The following is a 23496-nucleotide window of genomic DNA, read 5'->3' as shown; positions in this document are numbered from 1 at the left end:
TTATTGTTACGTATTTAAGTTTATACTTTCATTAATACTCAACTCTTTTGTCAAAATTTTCATTATATATTCAGTCGCTTTACCGTCCCCATAGGGGTTGTGTGTTTCTGCCATTGTCTTATAATAATCGTTATTATCTAACAATTTTGTTGTTTCGTTCAAAATATTTTCTATATTCGTCCCGACTAATTTAGCGGTACCAGCCGTTACTCCTTCCATCCTTTCGGTTACATCACGAGTAACCAAAAGCGGTTTGCCGAGAGTCGGAGCTTCTTCTTGCAAACCGCCCGAATCGGTAATAATGATATAGGCTTTCTCCATTAACCAAATCATAAAAGAATAATCAAGGGGAGAAATAAGAAAAATATTTTTGATATTAGCGAGTCTATTATTGACTATATTCTCCACATTGGGGTTAGGGTGTACCGGATAAACAAACTGCACATCTCGGTATTTTGCCGCTAATAATTCTAAGGCAACACAAATATTTTCTAGCGGCTTCCCAAAACTTTCCCTTCTATGCATAGTAATAAGGATAATTTTTTTGCTAAAATCTAAAAACCTAAAATAATCATAATATTTTTCTTCGCCGCTATTTTTAATTAAGCCTAAACCCAGTAGTAAAGCGTCTATTACGGTACTACCGGTAACATATATATTATTTTTAATATTTTCTTTTTGCAAATTAAGTTTAGAATTTCCGGTCGGTACAAAATGATACTCGGCCAAGTCGGCGGTAAGAGTTCTATACATTTCTTCAGGATAAGGGGAAAATTTATCACCGCTTCTAAGACCCGCCTCAATATGAGCAACCGGTACTTTATGATAAAAAGCCGAAAGCGCTCCGATAAATGCCGTAGTAGTGTCACCTTGCACTAGGATTAAATCCGGTTTTACCTCTGTAATTACTGATTTGAGTTTATTTATAGCGTTACTAGTTAAGTCAGATAAATCTTGATTAGGTAGCATTAAATTAAGATCGTAATTGGGGATAATTTCAAAAAAATTTAAAACTTGATCAAGCATTTCACGATGTTGAGCAGTTACGCAAACTATAGTTTCAAAATTTTTATTTTTCTGAGATTTTTTAATCAACGGCGTCATTTTTATGGCTTCCGGTCTAGTCCCAAAAATGAAAAGTAGTTTTTTTGTCATCTTTAATTTACCACCTTACTAACGCGCTTCCCCAGGTTAAGCCGGCACCGATGGCAGTAAAAAGAATAATATCACCTTTTTTTAAGTTTCCCGAAACTTTTAGCTCACTTAGAGCTAGAGGAATAGAGGCGGCTGAGCAATTAGCATGATTTTTTATCGTTTTTACTATTTTGCTTTGCTCCAAATTTAAGGCTTCAGCAAGTTTATCGATAATTCTAATATTAGCTTGATGAGGAACAAAATAATCAATATCATTCACCGTAAGGTTATTGTCTTTTAATATTTCCTCTACCGATTGCCTCATTTTCTCGACTGCATGGCGAAATAATGCTTGCCCCTGCATGACGATTTTACCGCTATTACCGTTCATACTTACGCCGCCGTTCGTATAAAGCATTTCGGCATAGCTACCGTTTGAGTAAATTTTACTATCTATTATACCGGAGCTATCTTCACTACGCCGTAATATCACGCTCCCTGCTCCGTCGCCGAATAAAACACAAGTCGATCTATCTTGGAAGTCAAGCAAAGAGGTCATTTTTTCGGCTCCTATAAGCAAGATAGTCTTATATTTACCTGAATCAATAAAAGCATTTGCTACTTGCAACCCGTACACAAAGCCGGCACATACCGCTTGTAAATCAAAAGAAGGGATATTATTCGTAAAACCGAGATATCCCTGCAATTTGGTAGATACGGAGGGAAAGCTGTTATCCGGTGTAGTAGTGCAGGTAATAATCAAATCTATATCGGATACTGCTATATTAGCGTCTAATATAGCTTTTTCTGCAGCTTTTAAAGCAAGGTGGGAGGTATATTCATCACTTGCCGCAATATGGCGCTGCGATATACCCGTTCTTGTCTTAATCCACTCGTCGTTAGTGTCTACATGCTTTGCCAGCTCGTCGTTACTAACTACTCGCTCCGGTAAATATCCGCCGCAACCGATAATTTTACAGGTCATATATAATAAGCCTTATGCTACTTCTTCTTCGTCGACTTCTTTTTTCTTCACGACAACTTGACGACCGTTATATGTACCGTCAACTGCGGATATATGGTGAGGAAGTTTATATTCTCCGGTTTGTGAGTCGACTATTACGTTAACTTTACCGACCGCTAAGTGAGAACGACGCATATTACGTCTTGATTTAGATGTTTTTTTCTTTGGAACTGCCATATTAGCCCTATCTTTAATAAATCTATGATATGTAAAAAAAAGTATTTGTCAAATTAGCAGAGCAGTATATTATAATCCGGTAATAAAATCTAGGTATTTCAAATTAAATTTATGAAATCTTTTATAATTCATGCTTTCGGTATATTAATTTTCCTACTGCTCAGCGGTTGTCAGACCATTGAAACCAGAGGTCAATTTATAGACAATACTTTACTTTCCCGCCTAGAAACTCAAAAACTTAATAAATCTGAAGTAACGGAATTAATCGGCAGCCCGACGATTATACCCGATTATTCTCCAAATAGTTGGTATTATATCGAGAGAACTATGTCGAAGCGGGCTTGGTTTAATCCAAAAGTCGAGCAGCAAAGAATAGTAAAAGTTACGTTCGATACTCGTAATTCAGTACAAGAAGTTATAGTAATTAACGATTCTCATAAGGAAGATATCGAAGTGATTCGAGAATATACTAAAACATACGGTACGGAACTTAACGGGCTACAAAAATTTGTTAAAAATTTCGGCAGATTTAATGCAACTACTAAGAGCAGCAAGAAAAAGAAATAAAAGTTGTTGTTTGCCAAGAAATTGTTAAGGTTATTGCGATCCCAAACGTCATTGCTATGGAAGCTATATTTTATCAAGGAAGAATTAACCGTAGATGCCTCGACGGTGAGCCGACAATTCAAAAAACGTTTCGGTATGACCTGTGTGGAATATGCGGCGTTGTTGCATGGCATCCAGTCTTTTTACTAAGGTTTTTTCTGGATACCGTGGGAGGGGCCCACTACTGTACGAACGTTTAAATAAAGAGGTAAAAATTCTGTCATTCCGTGGCTACGACCACGGAATCCAGCTTATAATATCATAAAAAGATTCTAAAATAAGTCTAATATGGCTTTATTTTCCTGGATGCCGTGATCAAGTCACGGCATGACACAGCCTTTTTTCAACGTTCGTACAATAGTGGGGAGGGGCCTCGGTATGACACCGTACTTGTAATAACTATAATGCGGTAAATCATGAGCCACGCAACAATGCCTCCTCGCAATGACGGTGTTTTTTTATAAGGATTTCGAGCCATGCAACAACGCCGGAACATGCACAAGCAAGAAGAATGGGGATTGCCATGAAGCAAATTCGGGAAGGAAAAGCGGTAATTGATACGCAACTTAATATGGGCTATGAATCAAGCAGCGGTTTTAGAGATGCTTTTTCTAAAATTATGGGGGCAGCACCGACAAAATTCAATAATCATCATAATATCCTAAAAGCCGACCGGTTAGATACGCCGCTCGGTCCTATGCTTGCTATTGCCGATGAATACGCATTATATCTTTTAGAATTTGTCGATAGGCGCGGGTTAGAGCGCGAAATAGAAAAATTACGTATCAAAACCAAAGCGGCTATTATCCCCGGTAGCAACGCTCCGCTGAAATCAATTAAAACAGAACTCAAATTTTATTTTGCAGGTAGTTTAAAAGAGTTTAAAACTCCCTTACATCTTTTAGGTAGCCCGTTTCAACAACTCGTTTGGCAAGAATTAATGCGTATTCCTTACGGCGAAACAAGAAGTTATGGCAAACAGGCTACGGCAATCGGTAAACAAAATGCCTATAGAGCCGTAGCGAACGCCAACGGTGCCAATCAACTTGCTATCGTGATCCCTTGCCACCGCATTATCAATAGCAATGGAGAACTCGGCGGATATGGCGGCGGCATTGCTCGTAAAAAATGGCTTATTGAGCATGAACAACGAAATTAAAATATTTAGATTTCTTAAAGTTTTACAACTAATTTTATTAAAAATGCCGAAATATTTATTTGCTATTTTTTTTATAATATATACTACTATGTCATTTGCAAATGAGTACCTAGAACAAGCTAACAATTTAGTTAAAGCCGAAAAATATGATTTAGCTTTAGAAACTTATAATAAAGCTATAGAGCTAGAGCCGAATAATTATATTATACATTTTTATAAAGGACTTACTTTAAGGAAAATAAATAAGGATGAGGAGGCTATAAAGGCTTATGATAAAGCAATTGAATTAAATCCTCAAAATTCCCGATTATATTTTGTAAAATTTGATTCTTTAAATAATTTAGGTAAAAGGGATTTAGCTTTAGAAACTATTGATAAAGCTATCAAGCTTAATCCAACTGATGCTACTGCATATTATAATAAAGGTATTATTTTAGAAGATTTAGATAAAGACGACTTAGCTTTAATAGCTTATGACAAAGCTATTGAGATTGATCCTAATTATGCTTTAGCTTATGTTAATAAAGGTGTAATATTAAATAAACTAGGGAAAATTGATCTAGCTTTAAAGGCTTATGACAAAGCTATCGAGATTGATCCTAATTATTACGGAACTTATTATAATAAAGGTTTAATTTTATACAAATTAGACAAGTATGAAGAAGCTTTTGAAATATTTGATAAAGGTATAAAAGTAGCTTTATTTGATTCCTCTACTCCTGAGACCTACATAAAAGCTATGTCATATGCAAAAGCTGCTATTTTAAATAAATTAGGAAAATATGAACAAGCAGTAGAAGCCTATGATGAAACTATTAAACTTGATCCTAATAATTTTGAATTATATTATCAAAAAGGTTTAGTTCTAAGTATTTTAAAAAATAACGAAGAGGTTATAAAAGCATTCGATAAAGTTATTGAACTTAATCCTAATGACCCTGAAATTTATTATCATAAAGGTGAGGCACTTGAAGAACTAGGTAAATTTACCTTAGCTCTGGAATCATATAATAAAGCTATAGAACTAGACCCTACAATGTATTTACCTTATCACGGTATAGCTACTACTTTAATGCAGCTAGGTAAATATGATTTATCATTAGAAGCTTATAATAAAGCTATTGATATTAATCCTAATGACTATAGAATTTATTATAATAAAGGCATAGCCTTAGAGAAATTAGGTAAATATGACCTTGCAACGGAAACCTTTAGTAAAGCTACCTCGTTAGTACCTGCCGGAATTAAGATAGAAAGAGTAAATGATACGTTTTTTAAAGTTTACACAATGAAAAATTAATTATTCTCTTCTTCTGTTGGGACCTTTCTACCTATTACTTCATCCATAGAGCAGTTAAAATAGTCGGCTATTTTTAATATCGTATCTATTTCGGGATTAAATTCTCGACCGGTTCCAGCTTCGGCTTTCATAATTCTAGTAACGGTAGTATAAGGAACACCACTTTCCTTAGCAAAATCCTTACGGCTTAATTCATATTCTTTAAATTTTTCTTTTAAAAATTTTTTTATTTTAGTAGCGAGTGACATATGAAATTTCCATTTTTATTAATTTAATTTCAAAAAACGAGCGTATAAGTTACCAAGCGTTTTTAATAATTATCGGCAATTTGTAGGGTCTAACAATTATTAAATCAAACCTAACGTTATAACTGCTATATTTAGAGTTATTGCTTAAAAATAGTTCGGCAGCTCGTTTAATTCTTTTTTGTTGCATTAAAGATAGAAATCTATCGTCAATTTTAGAACTCCTAGCTTTTACCTCAATAAAAACAATTTCTTTATTGCGCAATGCTATAATATCAATTTCTCCGACATAATAACGTTTGCGGTGATGAAGAATTTGATAAAATTTTAACTTATAGATAATTATACATATATATTCGGCTATTAGACCGAAATAATTCTTATTCATATTGCTGCTCGTCTTTCAAAAATTGCTCTTTCATTTTATCGGAGATTCACGTCCTCACCTATTAAGTATAGGCTGCGGGCGTTCACTCCTCAAAATAAAATTAGGATTCTTGAAATACTTCACGCATACTACTCACTCTATGTCATTCCCGCGAAAACGGGAATCCAGCTTTTTTGCTTTTGTCATGCTGAACTTGTTTCAGCATCTCTTATAGTAGATCCTGAAATAAATTCAGGATGACTTATAATAGTGTTTTTCTGGATTCCCGTTTTCACGGGAATGACATCGAAAATTCGAGCCACGCGAGCATTGCCTCGCAGAAATGACATCGACATCCCTATTTTTTCGGTAGTAATATTTGGACAAACTCGGTTCTAGATAAATCAACAGCCATATCAACGACAACTTCTTTTTCCGTTACTTTACCGGCATAACCTACTAAAATTCCGGAAGGATAAATATTACCGTGTCCGGAGGTTATTATTTTTTCGTCTTTTTGAATTAAATGATTGTCGGGTAAATAGAGTATTTTACTGCTATTGCCGTTACCTGCTAAAATGCCTTTTTCTCTTGATGAGCCGGCAGTGATAGGAACCCTAGAATTAACGTCGTTAATTAGCATAATTTTTGAGTAATTATTACTTACTTCCGTTATTCGCCCTACTAGTCCTTCAGCATTGGTAACAATTTGATCAACCTCTATACCGTGATTTTTTCCGGCAAATATTAAAGCGGTTTTAGAAAAAGGATTTAATGAAACGCTTAATAATTTGGCAGTTACATATTCAAATTCTTCTTCTCTGGTTACAGTTAAAAGATCCCGCAAAGCGGTATTTTCGGCTCTTATAGAATCTATATTATTTTGCATACGTTGTAATCTTGCAATTTCAAGCTGCAATTCGACATTTTTTTTGGCTAAGTCCTGAAAATAAACTAATTTTTGAGATATCGAATTTATATATTCAAATATATTTTCATAAATTATTAAGCCGGTCGATAAAAAACCTCCCGTTACTTCAAGCGATATATTAGAAATTTTTTTTGGAGCGGCAATAAACAAATATAATGATAAAGTAAGAAAAAATAAAATAAGAAGACGTTTAGCAAGAATTACTATAGATTTAATAAATTCCGAAATATTTGACGAAGTTCTTACTCTATTCGCAATTATTGCCATCTTTAATCCTGCTTAAATAATACATGCTTTAATTTTGCAAAATCCTCAAGTACTTTTCCGGTACCAAGTGCCACACATGATAGAGCTTGATCTGCTACTATCACCGGTAGTTTAGTGGCTTCACTTAGTACATAATCAAGATTTCTTAGCAACGCCCCACCGCCCGTTAAAACAATTCCTTTATCGACAATATCGGAAGATAATTCCGGAGGGGTACATTCTAGTGCTACCTTTACCGCTTCAATAATTTGGTTCACCGGCTCAACTAAACTATCGGCAATTTGTCTTTCGTTCAATACCATTTCTTTAGGTATACCGTAAATTAAGTCACGTCCTTTAATTTCCATCATTCTAGGCTCGACATTTTCGTCTACGTAAGCCGTGCCGATTTCCTGTTTTATTTTTTCTGCGGTAGCTTCGCCGATTAATAAATTATAATGTCTTCTAATATAGGAAATAATGGCTTCGTCCATTTTATCACCGCCTACCCTTACCGATCTTGCGTAAACTATGCCGCCAAGCGATAAAACGGCTACTTCCGTCGTACCTCCTCCGATATCGACGATCATTGAGCCGGTGGCTTCCGTAACCGGCAATCCTGCCCCGATTGCGGCGGCCATAGGTTCTTCAATCAAATATACATCTCTACCGCCTGCACTTTCAGCTGCCTCTTGAATGGCTCTACGCTCAACCGGAGTGGAACCTGAAGGAACGCATATTACGATTATCGGACCGAAAAAAGATCGACGATTATGAACTGTTTTAATAAAGTACTTAATCATTTCTTCAGCACCTTTAAAATCGGCAATAACTCCGTCTTTCAGCGGTCTTTTTGCTTCAATATCGGTTGGGGTACGTCCTAGCATCATTTTAGCTTCATGACCGAAGGCGTAAGGCTCAAAAGAACCTTTCTTCTTTATTAAAGCTATTACGGACGGTTCGTTAAGCACGATGCCCCGACCCTTTGCGTATACGATGGTATTAGCCGTGCCTAGGTCTATAGCCATATCTGAGGAAAATCTTCCCCAAAATTTTGTGAACATATTTATTTTTTCTCCACAGTTTTAACTTTAATTACAGAATAAAATATTACTCTAATGTTTCAATAAAAATAAAGTAAAATTTTACTTTATTTTAGGCGTTGCCTAGTACCGTGTCATTGCCAGCATTTGTGCCTCCTCGCAATGACGATTCCGGTAGCCATGCAACAACGCCTTTGGTCGCTCGCAATGACGTAGAGTTTTTAATCCGCACAACAACACCTCCTAGCAATAGTTTTTTCTAAATTTCCTTATAATGTAAAATAATAAAATTACTAATAAAGAATACTAGCATACTAGGTAATAAAATAGCCGCAATAAGAGAAAGATTATTATAAGCGAGTGTTTTAAGCAAAATTTCCGATAATGAATATACTATAAAGCCGATAAATAAACCGATTATTAGTATTTTTTCTTGAGAATTATCGCGTTGCCTAAGGCTAATAAAACAACTTGCTAAAATAACCGTCGCAACCATCATTATAGGCTTAAATAATTGTTTATAATAGTAAATTTGATAATTAATAACCGGTACGCCGGAATTTAATAACTGTTTAATTAACTTCGGTAATCTCCAAATAGAAACCATTTCGGGCAAGGCAAATTTTTCAGCTAAATGGTCAATTGATAAATTTGTCGGAATAGTCAAGTTATCATAGGTCTTAAGGGTTCCATTAGTAAAAGCTTTTACGGTTTTTAAGCTTAAGTTACCCTTATTTGCTATAGCATATTTCGCATCAATTCTTTTAAGGAACGAATTATTGTCGCTAATAAATAAGATCGTAATATTATTTAACTTTTTCTCAGACAAATTAATAGATTGAGTTTGAATTATTTGATTATTGCCTTGATAAGATTCAAAAAATAATAAGCCTGATTTAGATATCGTAACTTCAGTAGCTTTTTTCTTTAATAATTTTGTTTCTAACAGTTCATATTTTTGTAGTCCTAAGGCTCCTATAGGATTTAGTATAGCCGTAAACCCTATACCTAAAATTAATGCCGTAAAGGCCGGTATGATCAGAATGCGCCAAATATGGATCCCGCTAGATAAAATTGCTATTAACTCATTGTTTTTCGTTAAATTTTTAAGAAAAAACAACATAGCGGTGAAGCTTATCAAGGAAGCTATTTGATTTAATAAGTAAGGAATTTTATATAACGTGAATCGCCAAAAAAAGTGAAACGGAACATAAATATTTTTAAATTTCTGTAAAAGATCAAAAATATTTGAGATAATTAATATGCCGATTAAAAGGAATAAAATAGTAAGAAAATACCCGCAATATGATCTAAAAAGATACCAAGAAAGTGTTTTAAGATTAATCATTTTGAATATTAAAAGGATGATCAGGCATAGTCTACGGTTTGCTAATCACTATAACCCACAGAACCGAAATATACAACACTTTTTCCATCAAACAAGGTTATACGTAACTGTAACAAAACCTAGTCACAAGATGGGAGCAATTTGCCCCTTTCTTTATATAGTACTATCCTATACCCGGTATAGCATCATCATTTATATTTGTATGGTCTATTAATTCATTAAGTTCATTATTCTCAAAAGTTATAAGTATTTTTGTTGGCTGTGCTTCATAATCCTTTTCTATATTTGTTTTATTTTGTTCATTTGATTTTAAAGTTAATAAATCACATATATTTTTAAAATTGTTTTTTATAGCTAAACTTAAAGCAGTTTCACCGTTATTATTAATGTGATTAATAACCTGATCAGACATTTTAGGAATAAGTAGCTCACAAACTTTTTCTAAGCCTTTCTCGGCAGCCCAAGTTAATGCTATATCGCCGTTACTATCGATTTTGCTTAACTCGCTCTGACTCATGCGTTCGATTAAGTTTTGCGCTTCTTCTACCTTACTTGCCCTTATCGCTGTTATTAATTCTTCACATCGTGGTTGTATTAATCCTTTAAATAAAAACATAATTCCCTCCTTAGCTTGCATTTATTAATATTTGCTAACCATGAGTTAACCTTTATATTTACTAAAATAATTACAAGTATATCAGTAACAAGTCAAATAAAAAAGATTAACAAATTAAATATAGCGTTAAAAAGTGAGCTAATAACTAGGGAATGTATAAGATTTCAGATGTGTTAGCTTAATCTAAACACGCGGCTAGTTGTTTCTGTGAGGAATAACCGGCGTTGTTGCATGGCTCAAATTTATAGCAAATTCCACTATGTCATTCCGTGATTTATTCACGGAATCCAGGAAAATATATAAATAATACCATTATAATTTGCTTTTCTGGATACCGTGGTCAAGCCACGGTATGACAAATTTGGCACTTTCTGAAGCCTAGCAACAACGCTAGAGGGGCCTCGCAATGATGAGCTTGGTAGCCATGCAAATGCCGTTTCGCCATGACGATTCTGGTAGGGTTGAGTAGCTACTAATTTCTCCCCACTTGCGTCTTTTTTGTGGATTGGCTAGTTACTAAATCTTGCCACGATGTATTATTGTCTTTCTTTACTCCTTTCATGCTTATCATTCCTGCAGGGACCGGTTTAGAACTGTTTAAAGCTTTTTGCGTGAATTTTCTAGGTATATGGCTAACTCCTGTATCATGTTTCTGCCGGCTTTCTAGAGCTTTTTCTAGATTAGCTACGTGGCTGGAGCCGACACTCGCAACTATATTATACCCTTTACTGCGAACTTCACTAATTACGTCAGTCATATATTGTTCACGATTTTCCTTATATAAAGCAGAACCTTTTGTATGCTCTAAATTTCCACCTTCCAAGCTTATAACCTTAATCCCTTTTTCTTTAGCTACTTTATATAAAAGCGCATCTTGGAATATAGGAGCATTCTCTAACTCTTCAGGCAGTTTTAAAGGATTGTCAGGATTTTTTTCGTTATGTTCTAGTATATTAGCTATTTTAATTACGTCCTTCATACCGAGATTTTCGCCATATTGCTTACGCTCAATAGCTATTACCGTATTTTTATCAATTGTACCCGCTTGAATTTCTGCAATTAAAGCCTGATTGTTATTACCGTGATCGGTTGAATGATTATGCTCCGGTCTAATTTCTACGGAACCGGTTTTTTCGGTTTCTGCAGATTTTTTTGCATCGATTACCTTAAAATCTATATTTGCCGTAATTACCGCTTCCCTATCAAACTTATTCAGTAACGCCCGGTTATCATTTACGGCAGCTAAACGATCATTTAAGTTATATTTTCCATTGCCGTTTAATTCTTCTTGTAGTATGAGGTTTGTGAGGTTTTCTTTTTCAGTGTGAGTGAGATTATTATTATTAATTATATCTAATACTTTATTATATTCTCCCTTTTCTATTGCTTTAGGTATTGTCTTATATTTTGTAATACGATCATTCAACGCTGTTACGTTAGAAAATTCAGCGTTAGTTTCCTCTCTCAGTTTTTTATTTACATTTTGTAATTTAGCGAACAATTCTCGTGATTTGGTACGCAATTCTTCATTATTTGGTAGTGAAGTCTTAAATGTGTCTAATTTGCTGTGCAAATCTTCCGGTACAGCATAATCCATTAAGATGTGGACAGATTATAACAAACAGCATCAAAAAAATGTTCGAAGTCTTTTGCAGTTTTTCTAATTTGATTTTTTAATTTAAACCAATAATGCTCAATTGGATTTAAATCAGGAGAGTAAGTAGGTAAAAATAAAATACTACAACCTACAGATTCTATTAGCTCTTTGACCTTGGAATTCTTATGGAAATTAATATTATTCATAACAACCACTTGACCTTGTTTTAATTCTTTGATCAAAAAATCTTCAACATAACTCTTAAAAATTAGTGTATCACAAGTCCCTTCAAAAACTATTGGAGCTATTATTTTACCATTGCAAAGCCCTGCTATCATACTTACTCTTGTTTTATGTTGGTAAATTTTCTTATCGTAATATCTTTTACCTTTTAGGCTATAACCGTACTACAAGCATGCATTGTCTTCTATTCCGGATTCATCCATAAACACTAAATCTTCTTTTGAAATAGTTTTGATTCTAGCTATAAAATCATTCCTTGCTCCATCGTCCCTTTTGGGGTGCGTAAAAGTTTTTTTTATAACTATATCCTAGTGCTTTTATACCTCGCCAAATTGTCGTTGCTGACCATTTATTTGATATTTTTGCTAATTCTTTTAGGCTTTTATCGGCATTATTATCTATAAATTCCTTAAACTCCGGCATATTTGTTAGCTTTTTATTATGACCTTTTTGATAGCCTACTCTCGGCTGAATATCTCCTTCTTTCTTTTGAATAGCTTGCCATTTGTATAATGTTTGCCTAGATATATTTAATAACTCCTTAACTTTACTTACTGACTTAACTTTATCTATTAACTCTAATGCTTTTGTTCTTAGTTCGTATGGATATGCTCGGACCATCTCTTTCCTTTTTCGCACATAGATTTACTTATTTTATGCTACTTGTCAATACCTTAATGGATTATGCTATACGCTATTTAGGAGCGGCTGCATTATTTTTTTTCTTTCTCCAGCACCTGCTTCTCCAGCACCTGCACTGCTTGATTGTGTATTTAGGTTTCTTGAGCGCCTTGTTACCGTTGTAAATCCTTGATGGTCTTTGGGTATTTCTGATTCTATAGCCGTTTCTAATTCTCCATAATATGTACTATGCAAATTACGATATTTTTCGAGTGATTTATTTGCTTGTTCCAATACTTGAGGATTTTCTAACTCATAAGCTGCCCTAACATTTAAAATTTGAGTTCCCACATCGTTAACTTTATCAAAAAAAGGATTTATGTCGTTTACTACTAAATCCTGAATTTCTAAAAATTCACGTTTAGTTTTTAACTCTTTCAAGTTCGGGTTATTTTCCCTTGGATTCTTATTAATTATTTTGTTAAGTTCTTCAATTGTTAAACTATTTTTTTGTAAATTGCTTACCTCTTCTATGCGATTTGCTAACTCCTTATATTTTTGCTCCCCTGCTTTCTTTATACTCTTAACGTCTTGGTTGTTATCTGAATTCTTATTTGCGTTTGCTATGTCATTACGTTTTGTATTTTGAACATATATGTCACGAAGTGCTAAGGAGTCAGTGTATATTCCTTTTAATTCATTAATACTCGCTTCAACCTCATTTAGATAATCTTTAAAAAAGACCGGATTTTTAGTTATAAAAGAAGGGATTTTATAATTTCCATCACTAGGAAAATTTTTAGGAGTAGCAAGGCTAACATTTATATTATAACCATTTTTATTTAGTGCTTTTATAGTTGCACAGCAACTGGCACAACTAGCAGGACTTTGTAATTTAGGTTTTAAGTTTTTTTCAAATGCAGCAAGTCCCATATATAATGGTTCTTTGCTATGTTCCTTCACTGCTGCACTAATGGCCTCAGTATCTGGATGATCCCCCTTAGGATATCGAATTACTTTAAAATTGTCAGGGTTTAATACATCTATTTTGCCTCGTAGGACCTCATTTTGAGATATTTCTCTTTTTATCTTATCTATATCTACTGATTTTTTGCTAGCACTGTCTTCACCCTGAGCTAAATATAATACACCATTGCTCAATACTATAGCCGAATAGGGAAAAGAAGGGACATTTTTAGCTAACTCATCTAAAGCTTTCACGATTTTGTATTCCTGGTCACCTATATCTAGTGGGATAGGTTTAGCATCTGTCAAGCGTGCTATAAACTCTCTTCCTTGCTCTCCTACTAAATGTAATGATTGAGATAAAGAATCAATACTTTTCTCAAGAAATTTATTTTCTGAATTATTATTCGGCATAATATACCTCTTAAATATGTAATGAATTAAATAATCATTTTTAATAAAAATCCTCTATAAAATCTTTACCGATTACTTCTATTAAGTTATTTACACTCTCTTCTGTATATAATGGTTCAATGAATTTTTTTATTAATATTTTTGGGGTATAATATTCATAATCATAGTCGATAATTGCTTGAGCTATTTTATTAATTAAATCATCTTCCATAATAAATTTTTCAGTGATCTTACCTCTGTCTTTTAATCGATACATATAACTTGATAATTGTTCTACTCCTCTATCGTTTGCTAAAGCATAAGAAATAGTATTATTATTTTCTTGATCTAAAATCGTTATTGGTAAAGGAGAGATATCGGTAATGTTATCATTAATGAATAATAACTTTTCAATTAATGGACTCCCTCCTCCAACTATGAGTTTATTTATAGCGACACTAATTATCTCATCTCGTGTTACTCCTGTATGCTTTTTTTGATATTCTTGAATAAAGTTATCTACTCTTTCATTTTCTACAGCTTTAAGTAAATCGTTATAATCTTGATCTGTCATTTTTAACTTTGATTTAAGTGGTAGTATTCCGTTATCTTTAGAAAGGGGTATTTCGTTATCTGTTTTTTTTATTGGCATATATTTAATCCTTAAGTGTTTATGTTAATTAATAAAATTAGCTATCTTACTATTTGATATTTAACGAAAAACTTAAACTTAGATTTTAAAGAAGATGTATTGAAAATGTTATATTTTGCCTTTGATGTTTATTTACGAAACAATTTCAAAGCCTGCATGTTTGTGCTTATAAAAGTTGAGTGGTTTCGTAAAGATATAGTGCAAAATATAAATTAATTAGGAACTTTCGAGGAGATTAAACAAGTTAGTAAATAATTATTTATACAGCTATCTTCTTTTTATTATTATTTATTAAAAAGTGAAATGTGATTAATTAATTTTTGAGTTACTAGACTTAATTTATAAGTTAATCGTTAACTATTAAGTAGTAAAGGCAACATACTTGATTTTACGCAATAAATCAATAGTTGTTTCAGATATGTCACAGGCATTGCTAACTAAAGATAGATATCGTCATTGCGAGCGACTGAAGACGTTGTTGCATGGATGGTTAAAAACACTCTCGGTGTCATTCCCGCGCAGGCGGGAATGACATAATGCGTAGTCAATAGATATAGAACTAAGCTTTGCCGCTCATTTTTCCAATAGGTCTCTTTAGTCCTTATCTTGTACGAGAAGCTTGGGGGGAAGCTGATCTACTACGAACACGATCAGCGAATGATTCTTGCTTACCGGCAGACTTTGTGGTGTTATCTACCTGTTTCTCGATAGGTTGTTCTAATTTAGCAGCTAAAGCTGGCGCTGATCTGGAGCTAGGTATTGAATTTATAATTATTTGATATTCTTCACGAGTAGGCAGCAGCTTTCCATATTCAGGTAAATGTTCTTTTATATGATCTGTAAATTCTTGATTAACTTTTGCTAGTATCTGTTGTTCAGGGATAGTTATCTTTTCTGGTTCGTTAAAATTTATTATTTTCATTCCAAGAACTAAATCTTCTAAATTATCTCTTAATTTATCATCTTTCATTATAGTTTCATCTTCTTTAAATTTATTAACTACTACTTCTACGAATGAAACTATATTATCTTTTGTAACAGAAGCTGCTTCTCGTTTTCTTTCTTCATCTCTATAATTTGTAAATTTAGTGAGTAACTCTGGATTTATTTCTGCAGCACTATCAATAATTTGTGACCATGTCCCTTGAATACATGCACTATTATCCTCACCGTAAGTTGTAGCTGCTACATAAAGCTGCTTAGCAAGCTTAAACCTTTGTTGCTCTTTCCAAGTTTCATCTATATTAAGACCACTGACATCATTAAATAATTTACTTAATTTATCCTCACTAATATTATTTAGTAATTTATGTAGCTCGGGTCTATCCTTTATCTGTTCTAAGGAAAGATTAGAATCGTTAAAGACTTTTTTTACTTCAGGGAATTTTTCTTTAACTAATTCGGGATTTTTTTCTAAAAGAGTGACGCATAATTCCTGTTTATCTTTTCTAGAGATATTTGCGGTATCTATTAATTGGTCTATTAAACCAATAGATTCAGGTATAGTAATTTTTTTCTCCGCTCCCTCCGTCCAATCATATTGCAGAAGAGCAGTTGAATAGCCGCTTCGGTATTCGCCGTTACTTTTGCTTAAATACTTGCTTTTTAATACATTTAATGACTTCTCTTTTACTTGCTGAACAAAGCTTTGATCGTCCGGTATTTTATTACTTCCTAAAGTCTTCTCCATTACACTCTTTTTTTCTGCTTCAGTTAATTCAAGAAGCTTAATAGTTAAAGGATTTTGATCCTTAAATAATTCGGGAAGTATTTTATCTTTGTATTCTTCCGCTTTTTCTTGCAGCTTACCTGTTGATAGCTGAGCCGATTGTACTAACTCATTAGTAATAAAATTTGTCTTTTTCACAGCGTCACTATGGTGTACGGATTGTTGCCCCTGAGCCATCTCCCGTAATGTTGGATCCTGCTCCTTAGACTCAGGCTTTGGAACCATGCCGTGATTAAACAAAAATTGTTGCATTTTAGGGGAATGAGTATAAAAATCAACTAAATCATATTCATCTTTAACTGAATTGATTGCAAAATGGTACTTTGCTGAATTTTCTATTATATACTTGATTACGTTACCTTGCTCATCAGCCGGTGCTATATTAAACACCATATCTTTTACAGCTTCTTCTAATTTAAAACCTGCTTTATCCTTATTATCTCTGATTTTACATAAGCCGTCGTAAAGTTTTTGCTCACTTATTGGAAATCTAATATTTTTAAATGGGTTTTTTTCTACGAACATCTCTATTGTAGTGCCGGTTATATTACAGCGAAACAAATCAAGATCAGTAAGATTTTTTAAATACTCAGAGCCTACTAAAAACTTTATACCTTCATCGGTTATATTATCACAATAGGCCAAATCAAGATTAGTAAGATTTTTGAAATTCTTAGAAACCGCTAAAGCCTCTAAACCTTTATCAGTTATATTATAACAGCTAGTTAACTTAAGATTAGTAAGATTTTTGAAATTCTCAGAAGCGGCTATTGCCTTTATACTTTCATCTGTTATACCATTACAAAGGGATGAATCAAGATTAGTAATATTTCTAAAATTCTCAGAAGCAGCTATTGCCTTTATACTTTCATCTGTTATCTTATCACAACCAGTTAGCTTAAGATTGGTAATATTTTCGAGATTCTTAGAAGCGGCTATTGCTTTTATACTTTCATCGGTTATACCTCTGCAAAAGGATAAATCAAGATTAGTAATCTCAGAATGTTTATTTAAATATTCTAATAGATTTGGGATATCGGTATCATTTAATTTACCTTTAAAATCTAGCACTTCACCGTTTTTATAATCATCAAAATTCATATAATTACCTAATTTTGTTTTCAGTATTTATTTAACTAAATGTTAACTATAATTAATTTAGCGATCCAATTTTATTGCTTATTATTTATTTTAGAAGCTTAAAAATATTTTTTTTGTAATAAAAATGCAATTGCAACGGAGTAATTTACACTCAATTTAACTTGTATATACTACCGGAATCGTCATTACGAGAGGAAGGACGTAGTCTAGAGCGGCAATCTAGAGAATAATACTTTTATTGTCATGCTGAACAAGTTTGCCGCATCTATTAGACTTCTTTTGAAACTCTCTACTTCTAGGGGTAATTTGTACGTCGAGCCGGTACTCGAATCCTCACATACACTAGAGTACGCTGCGGTTCAAGGTGAAGTGTCTCCTTCAAATTCCTCCCTATAAGCGAGTTTGGAAAGAAGTCTATTGAAAAATATCCTGAAATAAATTCAGGATGACTATTTTTCCTAGATTGCCACAGCTACTCCGTGGCTTCGCAATGACGGGGTTTTTATTAATTTTTGAGCCATGCAACAAGGCTAGTCCGATACGTGCATGAATTTGCCGAAAAACGCTGGTGGGCTCGGCAGGACTTGAACCTGCGACCACACCGTTATGAGCGGCGTGCTCTAACCAACTGAGCTACGAGCCCTTCTATTTTAAAATAACCTACTTAACGCGAACTATGGATAAGAATTATCCATAGTTGGGGTTACTTACTGTCAAAGTTTATATAATTATTATATTCCCAAGTCCAGAAAAATTTTTAAATCTTGGCAAACATTTTTAAGTAATTGTAAAGGTTAGATAATTCGTTGATGATAAGGGTTACCTCAAAACTAAATCTTTGAAATACTTGCTATATTTATTACTTAGTATCGGTATTTTCATCTCCATGATTTTTTGCTGAAGAAAGCTCTAATTGTGCTATTATTTTGTTTAATTCTACTTGGCTGCATATCCCAAGTAACACGGGATCACGCGCGTGGATACTTTTCATATTCCAGTGACTGCGATCTCTAATAGCCGCTATAGTAGATTTAGTAGTACCGATTAATTTAATTATTTGATTATCCAGGATCGTCGGATAATTTCGCAATAACCAATAAATTGCATCCGGCTTATCTTGACGCCTAGCAATGGGGATATATTTGGCGCGTTGTTTTTTCTTACTATCCATCAACTCATAAGCCGAGCTAATCAGAATTTGTAAACTACTCTGCGGATCTTTACTGCAACGCTCAATCTCTTCTAAAGTCAACTGACCGTTGGCAACAGGGTCTAGCCCTTTAATAGATTGCGCCACTTCCCCGTCCGCCATACCTTTTATTTCAAATTCATGAATACCGCAAAAATCAGCAATTTGTTTAAAAGTTAAAGAAGTATTTTCAATTAACCATATAGCTGTGGCTTTCGGAAGAAGAGGGAGTATTTTTTGCGCATTCATGATAGTTAATGTTAATTTAAAAAATGTTTGTGAGTATACTGTTCATAATTGATGTCATTCCCGCGTAGGCGGGGCGTCGTTGCATGGTTAATAATTTACCGTATATAGTTATTATAAGAAGTGTCATACCGTGGCTACGACCACGGTATCCAGCTTATAATATCATAAAAAGATTCTAAAATAAGTCTAATATGGCTTTATTTTCCTGGATGCCGTGATCAAGTCACGGCATGACACAGCCTTTTTTCAACGTTCGTACAGTAGTGGGTCAAGCCACGGTATGACACTTCTTCAGATTAACAATAGTTATATACTTTTAACAAAACATTAGCTTCAAGTCAATCATCATTTAAAAACTTAACGATATCTTCAATAACTTTCTTAGCATCTCCGAATAACATTAAAGTATTATCATGATAGAATAATTCATTTTCTATGCCGACATAGCCTGGGGCCATTGAACGTTTTATAAATAAAATTATTCGAGCTTTTTCTACGTCAAGTACCGGCATCCCATAAATCGGACTAGCCGGATCATTCTTAGCGGCAGGATTTGTTACGTCATTTGCGCCGATCACTAGCACCACGTCGGTATTGGCAAAATCTCGGTTAATTTCTTCAAGCTCTAATACCTTTTCATAATCGATATTAGCCTCGGCAAGTAGCACATTCATATGGCCGGGCATTCTACCCGCAACCGGATGTACGGCAAATCTTACGTTAATATCCGCACGCTCTAATATATCAACCATTTCTTTTATAATATGCTGTGATTGAGCAACCGCCATCCCGTAACCCGGAACTATTATAATAGATGAGGCATTACGTAATAAACCGGCAGCATCTTCGGGACAGCTTACTTTTGCCACTTTATCGTTATCGATGTTACCGCCGGAACTTTTGGGCGGTGATAAAAATGCGCCGAAAATAACTTTAATAAGCGAGCGATTCATCGCCTTACACATTATATAACTAAGTATCGCGCCGCTACTGCCTACCAATGCACCGGTAATAATTAATAAGCTATTACTCAGCGTAAAACCGATTCCCGCCGCCGCAAAACCGGAATAAGAATTTAACATTGAGACGATAACAGGCATATCGGCCCCACCGACCGGTATTATTAATAATACGCCCGCTAGTAATGATAAAATTATTATCAGGTTAAATAAAAATATATTTTCCGAACGAATAAATAATATTATTAAAATTAATAACATTCCGATTGCTAGCAAACATATATATTGTTGACCGTCAAATTTTATCGGCGCACTTCTCATTAATCCTTGTAATTTCAGGAAGGCTATTATCGAGCCGCTAAAAGTTAAAGCACCGATAGATACACCTAAAGAAATTTCTATCAACGAACTAATCGGTAAATTGCCGGCTATGCCGATCGCAAAATTTTCTGGAGATAATATTGCGGCATAAGCTACAAATACCGCAGCGAGACCGACAAAAGAATGAAAACCGGCAACTAATTGCGGCATTGCCGTCATTGAGATTTTTTTAGCGATACTACCGCCGACCATTCCGCCGGCTAGAATAATTATTATAATAGGAAGTTTATGAGCAAAATCGGGAAGAAAAAAAGTAATACCGACCGCTATTATCATACCGCCGATACCGACATAACTTCCAAGACGAGCTTGTTTCGGTGATGATAAAAACTTTAACGATAAAATAAAGCAAACGGCAGAAACTAAATATAATAACTGGATAATTTGTAATGACATATTTAGATATTCCTTGTACGCTGTCATACCGTGGCTTGACCCACTATTGTACGAACGTTTAAATAAAGAGGTAAAAATTCTGTCATTCCGTGGCTACGACCACTTCAGTCCAGCTTATAATATCATAAAAAGATTCTAAAATAAGTCTAATATGGCTTTATTTTCCTGGATGCCGTGATCAAGTCACGGCATGACACAGCCTTTTTTCAACGTTCGTACAATAGTGGGCTTGACCACGGTATCCAGTTCTTACTTTCTGGACCCCGTGATCAAGTCGGCGTTGTTGCATGGATGGTTAAAATCGCTTAAAACTTGTCATACCGTGGCTTGACCACGGTATCCAGAAAAAATTAAAAAGCCTGACTGGATGCCGTGGTCAAGCCACGGCATGACAGCGCGGTACTTTTAAAGAATACCCAAAATATAGCAATTTTCGATCCATGCAACAAAGCCGGTCAAGCCACGGGGTGACAGCGAAACACTTTGCAAAAATTCGAGCCATGCAACAACGCCGCATTTGTGCGGAGCGCGGCAATCTAGAAAATAATAAGTTTCATAACATTTTTTGCTATTTTTTCCTGGATTGCCACGTCGGGACTACGTCCCTCCTCGCAATGACGATTCTAGTATCTACGCAACAATGCCTCCTCGCAATGACGAACTTTATGGACCTTTATCGCTTAAGTTGATACCCCCATCCGCCTTTAGCTAGAACGACATAAAGAACGTTCTTATCGATCCACACATTAAAAATTAAAGCCTATACCTGCTGAAATTACTAGGGGATTAAGCTTAACCTTAGAAGTTACGTTATTAGTGCCGACTAAATTTGATTTATAAGTAACTTTCGGACTTAAGAAAAATTGCCTTACATCTAAATTGATTAACGTATCATCCTTAGCATAGAAATCTATTCCTATTTGCGCGACTGCTCCGTGACCGTTTTTAATTTTAAAAACTTTTGATTGAGTAAGTAAATAAGAACCGTGATAACCGACTCCTACATAAGGTCTTACACCTCCGTAAGGTGCAATATGATATTGTCCGGTAACGGTTGCCGGAATCATATATAAATCTTTTCTTTTTCCAAGGTCGCTATTAACGCCGTAATTATTTGCTATATTACCTAAAGAAGAATATTTAGTACGTAAGACATTTACCCCTAGTGACAGCTCTGCGGCAAGATAGTTATTAAAGAATATAGTAGTCGAGGCATCTCCGCCATAACCGTTTTCAACAAATTTGCCGACTGAAACCGGCGTGCTACTCGTCGGAGGCGGTAAATTTTTCTGCGATGCACTAGACTGTATTCCCGCTAGCCGGACTTTGAACGTTAGGCTTCCTTCATTTTCATAATAATCCGTATCATAATTCGATGTAGAATCTACATCATCATAACTTGTAGATTTTGCAAAACTATTAATACTTATACACGCAACAAATACAAATATCCCCAATTTTTTAACTATTCTTATCATAAATTACAACCTTTTCTTGCTTAAAATAGATTGCTGTATTATACATAACCTTTTTGAAATTTTTATATAAACACACGGCAATTGTCATAAAAGATAAAATTCTTCTATCATAAAAGCAAGACATTTAAATAAAAATAATTATAAATTGAGAGTAGATTAATGAATAGTGCGCTAAAAACATATCTTACCGGTATTAGCTGGTTTTTATTAAGCTTGATAAGTAGCGCTGCCAACGATATAACTACTAAATATCTCGGTATCCGCTTACATAGTTTTGAAGTAGCTTTTTTCCGTTTTCTTTTCAGCGCACTAATTTTATTACCGTTTGTTGCGTATTACGGCAAGGATACCTTAAAAACTAGCCGCCCGTTCGTTCATATATTAAGAGGAGTGTTATTATTTTTCGGTATGACGTCTTGGACTTACGGTCTTAGCATTGCTCCGGTAACTACCGCAACCGTTATTAGCTTCTCAATACCTTTATTCACCTTAGTACTTGCTATATTTTTTCTTAACGAAAATATTATTTGGCAGCGATGGGTAGTAACTTTAATCGGTCTTCTCGGCGTTGTAATAACTTTAAAACCGCATACTAGCGACTTTAATCCTGAAATATTATTTTTTGTTCTGGCGGCTATATCATTTGCCATGCTGGATATTATTAATAAAAAATTCGTAGTAAAAGAATCGATGATTAGTATGTTATTTTATTCGGCGATAGTTACCGCCATAGTGTCCGTACCGCCTGCAGTACAATATTGGCAAACTCCGACAATGTTTGAGTTACTATTATTATTTATTTTGGGATGCGGCGGCAGTTTAATTTTATTCTTTTTACTTAAAGCATTTAGCTTAGTAGATGCTACCGCTACTGCTCCTTATAGATATTTAGAATTAATAATTTCAGCTCTAGCGGCTTATTTAGTATTTAACGAATTGCCTGAAAAAAGTACTTTGCAAGGTGCTTTAATAATAATTCCCGCAACACTCTTTATAATATATTCAGAAAAGAAAGTTATGAGTAAGAAAAATAAAGATATGGCGTAACTTAGAACTATGTCATTCTCGCCTGCGCGGGGCTTTGTTGCATGGCTCGATAAAAGCAGCAGTATGTCATTCTAGCTAAAAGCGGGAATCCAGAAAATAATAATTCCCATAGCATTCCTGGCTATTTTTTTCCTAGATTGCCACGTCGGGACTTTGTCCCTCCTCGCAATGACGATTCCGGTAGCCATGCAACAATGCCTGCACTTCCTCGCAATGACGGCTTACGTTTTTGCTCCTTAAGGTGACATCCATGCGCGAGGGAATGACATAGTTGTATTTTTTAACTAAGAACCACATCA

General features: G+C 34.5%; 27 protein-coding genes, 1 tRNA gene and 2 pseudogenes. 10 read left to right on the top strand and 20 right to left on the bottom strand.

The annotated features are described in order from the left end of the window. Positions 1 to 6: 6 nt before the first annotated feature. The 3 genes from wecB to rpmF are packed head-to-tail and all read right to left on the bottom strand — an operon-like array spanning position 7 to position 2335. Positions 7 to 1155: a non-hydrolyzing UDP-N-acetylglucosamine 2-epimerase gene (gene wecB / locus AAHM91_RS05170; protein WP_253308320.1), complete on the bottom strand. Its 1149-nt coding sequence runs from the start codon at positions 1153 to 1155 to the stop codon at positions 7 to 9. A gap of 7 nt (positions 1156 to 1162) precedes the next feature. Beyond that, positions 1163 to 2119: a beta-ketoacyl-ACP synthase III gene (locus AAHM91_RS05165; RefSeq protein ID WP_342270103.1), complete on the bottom strand. Its 957-nt coding sequence runs from the start codon at positions 2117 to 2119 to the stop codon at positions 1163 to 1165. Positions 2120 to 2131: 12 nt separating this feature from the next. Then, complete coding sequence (gene rpmF / locus AAHM91_RS05160; RefSeq protein ID WP_253308318.1) at positions 2132 to 2335, bottom strand: 50S ribosomal protein L32; 204 nt, start codon at positions 2333 to 2335, stop codon at positions 2132 to 2134. Positions 2336 to 2446: 111 nt separating this feature from the next. On the opposite strand from rpmF, the gene AAHM91_RS05155 reads away from it, so the two are divergent. The 4 genes from AAHM91_RS05155 to AAHM91_RS05140 all read left to right on the top strand — a co-directional run bounded on the left by AAHM91_RS05155 (position 2447) and on the right by AAHM91_RS05140 (position 5400). Then, positions 2447 to 2902: an outer membrane protein assembly factor BamE gene (locus AAHM91_RS05155; RefSeq protein ID WP_341793326.1), complete on the top strand. Its 456-nt coding sequence runs from the start codon at positions 2447 to 2449 to the stop codon at positions 2900 to 2902. Between the two features lie 166 nt (positions 2903 to 3068). Then, the gene (locus AAHM91_RS05150; protein ID WP_342270102.1) at positions 3069 to 3206 is read left to right on the top strand and encodes a hypothetical protein; all 138 of its coding nucleotides are present in this window, start codon (positions 3069 to 3071) and stop codon (positions 3204 to 3206) included. Positions 3207 to 3560: 354 nt separating this feature from the next. After that, positions 3561 to 4100, top strand: coding sequence for a methylated-DNA--[protein]-cysteine S-methyltransferase (locus AAHM91_RS05145; RefSeq protein WP_342270732.1), 540 nt, complete (start codon positions 3561 to 3563; stop codon positions 4098 to 4100). Next, positions 4084 to 5400, top strand: coding sequence for a tetratricopeptide repeat protein (locus tag AAHM91_RS05140; RefSeq protein WP_342270101.1), 1317 nt, complete (start codon positions 4084 to 4086; stop codon positions 5398 to 5400). The genes AAHM91_RS05145 and AAHM91_RS05140 overlap by 17 nt, the downstream gene beginning before the upstream one ends. Here AAHM91_RS05140 and AAHM91_RS05135 read toward each other — a convergent pair. The 4 genes from AAHM91_RS05135 to AAHM91_RS05120 form a co-directional block, all read right to left on the bottom strand. Then, positions 5397 to 5648: a helix-turn-helix transcriptional regulator gene (locus AAHM91_RS05135; RefSeq protein ID WP_253308315.1), complete on the bottom strand. Its 252-nt coding sequence runs from the start codon at positions 5646 to 5648 to the stop codon at positions 5397 to 5399. The genes AAHM91_RS05140 and AAHM91_RS05135 overlap by 4 nt on opposite strands. Before the next feature lie 49 nt (positions 5649 to 5697). Beyond that, complete coding sequence (locus tag AAHM91_RS05130; RefSeq protein ID WP_253308314.1) at positions 5698 to 6033, bottom strand: YraN family protein; 336 nt, start codon at positions 6031 to 6033, stop codon at positions 5698 to 5700. 337 nt (positions 6034 to 6370) lie between these two features. Continuing rightward, on the bottom strand, positions 6371 to 7210 hold the full coding sequence (gene mreC, locus AAHM91_RS05125; protein WP_341793334.1) for a rod shape-determining protein MreC: 840 nt from the start codon (positions 7208 to 7210) through the stop codon (positions 6371 to 6373). A gap of 2 nt (positions 7211 to 7212) precedes the next feature. Then, entirely contained in the window at positions 7213 to 8253 is a 1041-nt protein-coding gene (locus AAHM91_RS05120) for a rod shape-determining protein (protein WP_253308312.1), read from the bottom strand. Positions 8254 to 8363: 110 nt separating this feature from the next. Here AAHM91_RS05120 and AAHM91_RS05115 point away from each other — a divergent pair, with 110 nt between their 5' ends. Further along, positions 8364 to 8495, top strand: a complete 132-nt coding sequence (locus AAHM91_RS05115) for a hypothetical protein (protein ID WP_342257127.1) — start codon at positions 8364 to 8366, stop codon at positions 8493 to 8495. Here the strand turns inward: AAHM91_RS05115 and AAHM91_RS05110 are convergent. The 6 genes and pseudogenes from AAHM91_RS05110 to AAHM91_RS05085 form a co-directional block, all read right to left on the bottom strand. After that, positions 8492 to 9580 (bottom strand): LptF/LptG family permease, encoded by a 1089-nt coding sequence (locus AAHM91_RS05110; RefSeq protein ID WP_342270100.1) that lies wholly within the window; start codon positions 9578 to 9580, stop codon positions 8492 to 8494. The genes AAHM91_RS05115 and AAHM91_RS05110 overlap by 4 nt on opposite strands. 163 nt (positions 9581 to 9743) lie before the next feature. Next, positions 9744 to 10196 carry an ankyrin repeat domain-containing protein gene (locus AAHM91_RS05105; protein WP_342270099.1) on the bottom strand — a complete coding sequence of 151 codons (453 nt, stop codon included), beginning with the start codon at positions 10194 to 10196 and terminating at the stop codon, positions 9744 to 9746. 472 nt (positions 10197 to 10668) lie between these two features. Further along, positions 10669 to 11793: a hypothetical protein gene (locus AAHM91_RS05100; RefSeq protein ID WP_342270098.1), complete on the bottom strand. Its 1125-nt coding sequence runs from the start codon at positions 11791 to 11793 to the stop codon at positions 10669 to 10671. Then, a pseudogene (locus AAHM91_RS05095) lies at positions 11793 to 12657 on the bottom strand (IS630 family transposase). The gene AAHM91_RS05100 and the pseudogene AAHM91_RS05095 overlap by 1 nt, the downstream one beginning before the upstream one ends. A gap of 66 nt (positions 12658 to 12723) precedes the next feature. Continuing rightward, positions 12724 to 14037 carry a hypothetical protein gene (locus AAHM91_RS05090; RefSeq protein ID WP_342270097.1) on the bottom strand — a complete coding sequence of 438 codons (1314 nt, stop codon included), beginning with the start codon at positions 14035 to 14037 and terminating at the stop codon, positions 12724 to 12726. A gap of 40 nt (positions 14038 to 14077) precedes the next feature. Next, positions 14078 to 14668 (bottom strand): hypothetical protein, encoded by a 591-nt coding sequence (locus AAHM91_RS05085; RefSeq protein ID WP_342270096.1) that lies wholly within the window; start codon positions 14666 to 14668, stop codon positions 14078 to 14080. Positions 14669 to 15050: 382 nt separating this feature from the next. On the opposite strand from AAHM91_RS05085, the gene AAHM91_RS05080 reads away from it, so the two are divergent. After that, a complete protein-coding gene (locus tag AAHM91_RS05080; RefSeq protein ID WP_342270095.1) occupies positions 15051 to 15200 on the top strand; it encodes a hypothetical protein in 150 nt (49 codons plus the stop codon). A 69-nt stretch (positions 15201 to 15269) separates the two neighbouring features. Here AAHM91_RS05080 and AAHM91_RS05075 read toward each other — a convergent pair whose 3' ends face one another. From AAHM91_RS05075 to AAHM91_RS05055, 5 genes and pseudogenes are all read right to left on the bottom strand, one after another. Further along, positions 15270 to 17498, bottom strand: coding sequence for a leucine-rich repeat domain-containing protein (locus AAHM91_RS05075; RefSeq protein ID WP_342270094.1), 2229 nt, complete (start codon positions 17496 to 17498; stop codon positions 15270 to 15272). A 206-nt stretch (positions 17499 to 17704) separates the two neighbouring features. Continuing rightward, positions 17705 to 17938: pseudogene (locus AAHM91_RS05070) on the bottom strand (palindromic element RPE1 domain-containing protein). Between the two features lie 126 nt (positions 17939 to 18064). Beyond that, positions 18065 to 18141, bottom strand: a tRNA-Ile gene (locus AAHM91_RS05065). Between the two features lie 216 nt (positions 18142 to 18357). Further along, on the bottom strand, positions 18358 to 18936 hold the full coding sequence (locus AAHM91_RS05060) for a cell cycle transcriptional regulator TrcR (protein WP_253308306.1): 579 nt from the start codon (positions 18934 to 18936) through the stop codon (positions 18358 to 18360). 338 nt (positions 18937 to 19274) lie between these two features. Beyond that, positions 19275 to 20672, bottom strand: coding sequence for an NAD(P)(+) transhydrogenase (Re/Si-specific) subunit beta (locus AAHM91_RS05055; RefSeq protein ID WP_342270093.1), 1398 nt, complete (start codon positions 20670 to 20672; stop codon positions 19275 to 19277). A gap of 13 nt (positions 20673 to 20685) precedes the next feature. On the opposite strand from AAHM91_RS05055, the gene AAHM91_RS05050 reads away from it, so the two are divergent. From AAHM91_RS05050 to AAHM91_RS05040, 3 genes are all read left to right on the top strand, one after another. Then, a complete protein-coding gene (locus tag AAHM91_RS05050; RefSeq protein WP_341793343.1) occupies positions 20686 to 20811 on the top strand; it encodes a hypothetical protein in 126 nt (41 codons plus the stop codon). A 35-nt stretch (positions 20812 to 20846) separates the two neighbouring features. After that, positions 20847 to 20981: a hypothetical protein gene (locus tag AAHM91_RS05045; RefSeq protein ID WP_342270092.1), complete on the top strand. Its 135-nt coding sequence runs from the start codon at positions 20847 to 20849 to the stop codon at positions 20979 to 20981. A gap of 131 nt (positions 20982 to 21112) precedes the next feature. Continuing rightward, positions 21113 to 21361: a hypothetical protein gene (locus tag AAHM91_RS05040; RefSeq protein WP_342270091.1), complete on the top strand. Its 249-nt coding sequence runs from the start codon at positions 21113 to 21115 to the stop codon at positions 21359 to 21361. A 57-nt stretch (positions 21362 to 21418) separates the two neighbouring features. Here the strand turns inward: AAHM91_RS05040 and AAHM91_RS05035 are convergent, their stop codons facing one another. Beyond that, entirely contained in the window at positions 21419 to 22150 is a 732-nt protein-coding gene (locus tag AAHM91_RS05035) for an OmpW family outer membrane protein (protein ID WP_253308304.1), read from the bottom strand. Between the two features lie 159 nt (positions 22151 to 22309). Between AAHM91_RS05035 and AAHM91_RS05030 the strand changes: the two genes are divergently transcribed. After that, positions 22310 to 23197, top strand: coding sequence for a DMT family transporter (locus tag AAHM91_RS05030; RefSeq protein WP_253308303.1), 888 nt, complete (start codon positions 22310 to 22312; stop codon positions 23195 to 23197). Positions 23198 to 23329: 132 nt separating this feature from the next. On the opposite strand, the gene AAHM91_RS05025 is transcribed toward AAHM91_RS05030, so the two are convergent. After that, positions 23330 to 23494, bottom strand: a complete 165-nt coding sequence (locus AAHM91_RS05025) for a hypothetical protein (protein ID WP_341793347.1) — start codon at positions 23492 to 23494, stop codon at positions 23330 to 23332. Positions 23495 to 23496: the final 2 nt, after the last annotated feature.

The sequence above is a fragment of the Rickettsia endosymbiont of Orchestes rusci genome (genome assembly GCF_964030945.1).
Taxonomy (GTDB): domain Bacteria; phylum Pseudomonadota; class Alphaproteobacteria; order Rickettsiales; family Rickettsiaceae; genus Rickettsia.
Note: the sequence above shows the minus strand (reverse complement) of the source record. Positions and strands in the feature narration are given on the sequence as shown.